General features: G+C 71.6%; 3 protein-coding genes and 1 pseudogene. 2 read left to right on the top strand and 2 right to left on the bottom strand.

Translation table 11 applies throughout. The features are described 5' to 3' along the window. Nucleotides 1–90 precede the first annotated feature (90 nt). Nucleotides 91–888 (top strand): glycerophosphodiester phosphodiesterase family protein, encoded by a 798-nt coding sequence (locus LQV45_RS22170; protein WP_230008849.1) that lies wholly within the window; start codon nt 91–93, stop codon nt 886–888. Between the two features lie 109 nt (nt 889–997). Then, complete coding sequence (locus LQV45_RS22165) at nt 998–1,369, top strand: RNA polymerase-binding protein RbpA (RefSeq protein ID WP_138175219.1); 372 nt, start codon at nt 998–1,000, stop codon at nt 1,367–1,369. A gap of 16 nt (nt 1,370–1,385) precedes the next feature. Here the strand turns inward: LQV45_RS22165 and lnt are convergent, their stop codons facing one another. Together lnt and LQV45_RS22155 are read right to left on the bottom strand one after the other, a co-directional pair. Continuing rightward, the gene (lnt, locus tag LQV45_RS22160) at nt 1,386–2,951 is read right to left on the bottom strand and encodes an apolipoprotein N-acyltransferase (protein WP_230008848.1); all 1,566 of its coding nucleotides are present in this window, start codon (nt 2,949–2,951) and stop codon (nt 1,386–1,388) included. A 59-nt stretch (nt 2,952–3,010) separates the two neighbouring features. Continuing rightward, nucleotides 3,011–3,319, bottom strand: a pseudogene (locus LQV45_RS22155) (RNA helicase); the annotation flags it as partial.

Below are 3,319 nucleotides of genomic sequence, written 5' to 3'. Positions count from 1 at the left end.
AGCCGGGGCTGCGAGGCCCCGGACCCGCGGCCCCGCGGCGATCACCTCGGCGTTCTGCACGCGTGCTACGTTCGGCCCCGGAGGTCCCGGATGCTCTCGTCGTCGCCCACACGCCACCCGTTCCTCGCCCCCGCGGGGCCCCGGGTTCTCGCCCATCGAGGCCTGGTGACTCCGGATGCCGCCGCGCAAGGCGTCGCCGAGAACTCGTTCGCCGCCGTCGCCGAAGCGCATGCCGCCGGCGTCGGCTACGTCGAATCGGACTGCCACCTCACCGCCGACGGGACCGTCGTCCTGTTCCACGACGACGACCTGTCCCGAATGACCGGCGACCCCCGCAAGATCGCCGACGTCCGTCTCGCCGAGCTCGAAGAACTCATGGCCGACCGTGGCGGCCTCGTGACACTCGCGCAAGCCCTCGACTCCTTCCCCGACGTGCGATGGAACCTCGACGTCAAGGCCGAAGCGGCCGCCGCACCCGTCGGGCGTCTCGTCGCCCCGCACGCCGCGCGCGTCCTGCTCACCAGCTTCTCGGACGACCGTCGACGCGTCGCCCTGGCCGCGGCCCGGACGGCCGGAGCACCGATCCGGCCCGCGACCTCACCCGGCTCGGCGACCGTCGCGCGACTGGTCGCCGCTCACGCTCTCGGACTCCGCGGCACGGTCCGGCGCTTGCTCCGCGACCTCGACGCCCTCCAGATCCCCGAACGGCAGGGCCCCGTCCGCGTCGTGACGCGCGGGCTGGTGCGCGCCGCGCACGAGGCCGGCGTCGAAGTGCACGTGTGGACCGTGAACGACACCGGCGACATGACGCGGCTCCTCGATCTGGGGGTCGACGGCCTCGTCACCGATCGCGCCGACCTCGCGCTGTCGATCGTGAACGGACGCTGAACAGCCGGTGACCTGAGCATCGTCTGTGAATCTCGCCGCAAGGCGCTCGGTTCGAATAAAGCGCACAGGTGGGGCCGTTATACATGGGGACCGACGAGAGGACCACACAATGGCAGATCGCAGTCTTCGAGGCATCCGACTCGGCGCACAGAGCCTTCAGAGCGAAGACGGGGTCGTTTTCCACGACCGGGCCCAGCACACCTACGCCTGCAGCACCTGCGGACGAGAGACGGTGCTGACCTTCGCCGCCGACGCCGAGGTTCCCCCGGCTTGGGAGTGCCGCACGTGCGGCGCCGAGGCGCTGCTGCGCATCGGCGACGGCACCGCCACCGTCGATCACAGCGACGACAAGGCGCCCCGCACGCACTGGGACATGCTCCTGGAGCGCCGCTCCATCCCCGAGCTCGAGGAGCTCCTGGAGGAGCGCCTGGCCTTCCTGCGCGCCCGACGCGGCGGCGGAGACCAGAAGATCAGCGCTTAAGCGCCGTTCCGCGGATTCAGGCGCCGGTTCCTTCGGGAGCCGGCGTCTTCTTCGCGTTGCGCGACCGGAGGCCGAGGATCAGCCCCGCCGCGGCCAGGGCGGCGATGCTCCCCCACCCCACTGCGATCTTCACCGCCGGACCGATCACGACGGCGGGCGTCAGACCCGTGCGCAGCGGCACGTCGGTGAGCATGTGGCCGGCGGTGTCCACCGGCAGTTCGTCGACCGTGGAGCCGTCGGGAGCGATCACCTGGCTCGTCCCCACGGTCGAGAGGGTGACCACCGAGCGGCCGGTCTCGATCGCCCGCATACGGGCGAACGCGAGCTGCTGGAGGTTCTCGTCCGTTCCGCGGAAGTCCGCGTTGTTCGTCTGGAACATGAACACCTCCGCGCCCTGGGCGGCGCCGTCCCACACGACGTCGTCGTAGATGACGTCGAAGCAGATCGCCAGCCCGACGCCCACACCGTTCACGTCGAACACGGGGCTCGCCGTGCCCGGGGTGTACTCGCGTCCGATGAGCCCGATGAGGTCCGGAGCGAACGGCTCCCAGAACGCGCGGTCCGGGACGTACTCGCCGAAAGGCACCGGGTTGCGCTTGTCGTACGTCTGCAGCGGCCCGCCCTCGGCCGTCCAGAGGAGGGCGGAGTTGTACAGGCGCGACCCGCGCTCGGTCACCGCCGAGACGAGCAGCGGAGCGTCCATACGGCGCGAGAGCTGGCTGAGCACGTCCGCGGTGGCGGGGGTCTGGGTGGGGTCGGAGTCCACGCCGCCCTCGGGCCAGAGCAAGACGTCCATCTTCTCGCCGAAGAGCGGGGCGGATGCCGCGAGCTGCGCGTTCAGCACCGCGTTGCGGCTGCGCTGATCGAAGTAGCCGGCCGGGCCGTTGCCCTGAACCGCACCCACGCGCATCGATCCGGCATCCGTCGTCGGGAACTGCGGAACGAGCAGGAGGGCGACGAGCACGATCGCGATCGGGACGGCCGCGACGGTCCGGCGCACGCGGGAGAGCCGGACGCCCTCGATCGCCATCGCGCACAGCAGGACGGCCAGGAACGACAGCCCCGACATGCCCACCCACGAGGCGACCTCGGCGAACGGGCCGTTCACCTGCGAGACGCCGATGCGCCCCCACGGGAACCCGCCGTACGGCCAGGACCCGACGATCTGCTCCCGCAGCGTCCACAGCCCCGCGACCACGGCGGGCAGTAGCAGCAGCCGTCCCGCGCGCCCCGGGGCGAGGCGCGGCAGCCAGCGGTAGGCCACCGCGATCGGGACGGCGAACGCCGCCGTCAGCAACGCCTCGAGCCCGGACAGCGCGATCCACGGGATGGGGCCGAGATAGCGGGCGGTGAACAGCAGGTTCACCGAGAAGAAGGCGGCCCCGAAGAGGAACCCGACCAGCACCGCGGACAAGACGCCGCGTCCGGCCAGAGCCACGAGCGCCATCGCCACCGCCGGAAACGCCATCGGCCACCAGGCCAGGGCGGGGAATGCCGTGACCAGCAGCAGACCCGCCGCCGTGGACAGCGGAGCGGCGACCGCCAGGGGGACGATCGGTCGCGGCGGGGCGGCTAGAGGCACCCGACAAGCCTAAGCGGCGGAACGCACGACGATCGCTCCCGGGACGACCGACGCCGTCATCAGGCCGAGGTGTAGGCGACGATGCCGCGTCGCACCGAATCCAGCGCCGTCCGTGCGGTCGTGGCGAGCTTCGGCTCGGCGACGAGGGAGATCTGGTCCAGCAGGTCGATCGTCTGCTTGGCCCACCGGACGAAATCCCCCGCGGCCATGTCGGCCAGGGTGAGAATGCTGTCCAGCGGAAGCCCGCGCGCCCACCCGTGCATCGCCGGGGCGAGGCCCGAGGCGGGCGACTCCGACCCCGGCAGGCGGTGGTCGCGTTCGAGGTCGTCGAGCTCTTGCCACAGCGTCTGAGTGGCATCCAGCGCCAC

The sequence above is a fragment of the Microbacterium sp. Bi128 genome (genome assembly GCF_918698205.1).
The sequence above is the reverse complement of the archived record's forward strand: the minus strand, read 5'-3'. Positions and strand labels throughout refer to the sequence as shown.

Bases quoted from the DNA above. Each gene is read 5' to 3' on its own strand.
- LQV45_RS22170 (WP_230008849.1), top strand. From the start codon at position 91: ATGCTCTCGTCGTCGCCCACACGCCACCCGTTCCTCGCCCCCGCGGGG.
- LQV45_RS22165 (WP_138175219.1), top strand. From the start codon at position 998: ATGGCAGATCGCAGTCTTCGAGGCATCCGACTCGGCGCACAGAGCCTT.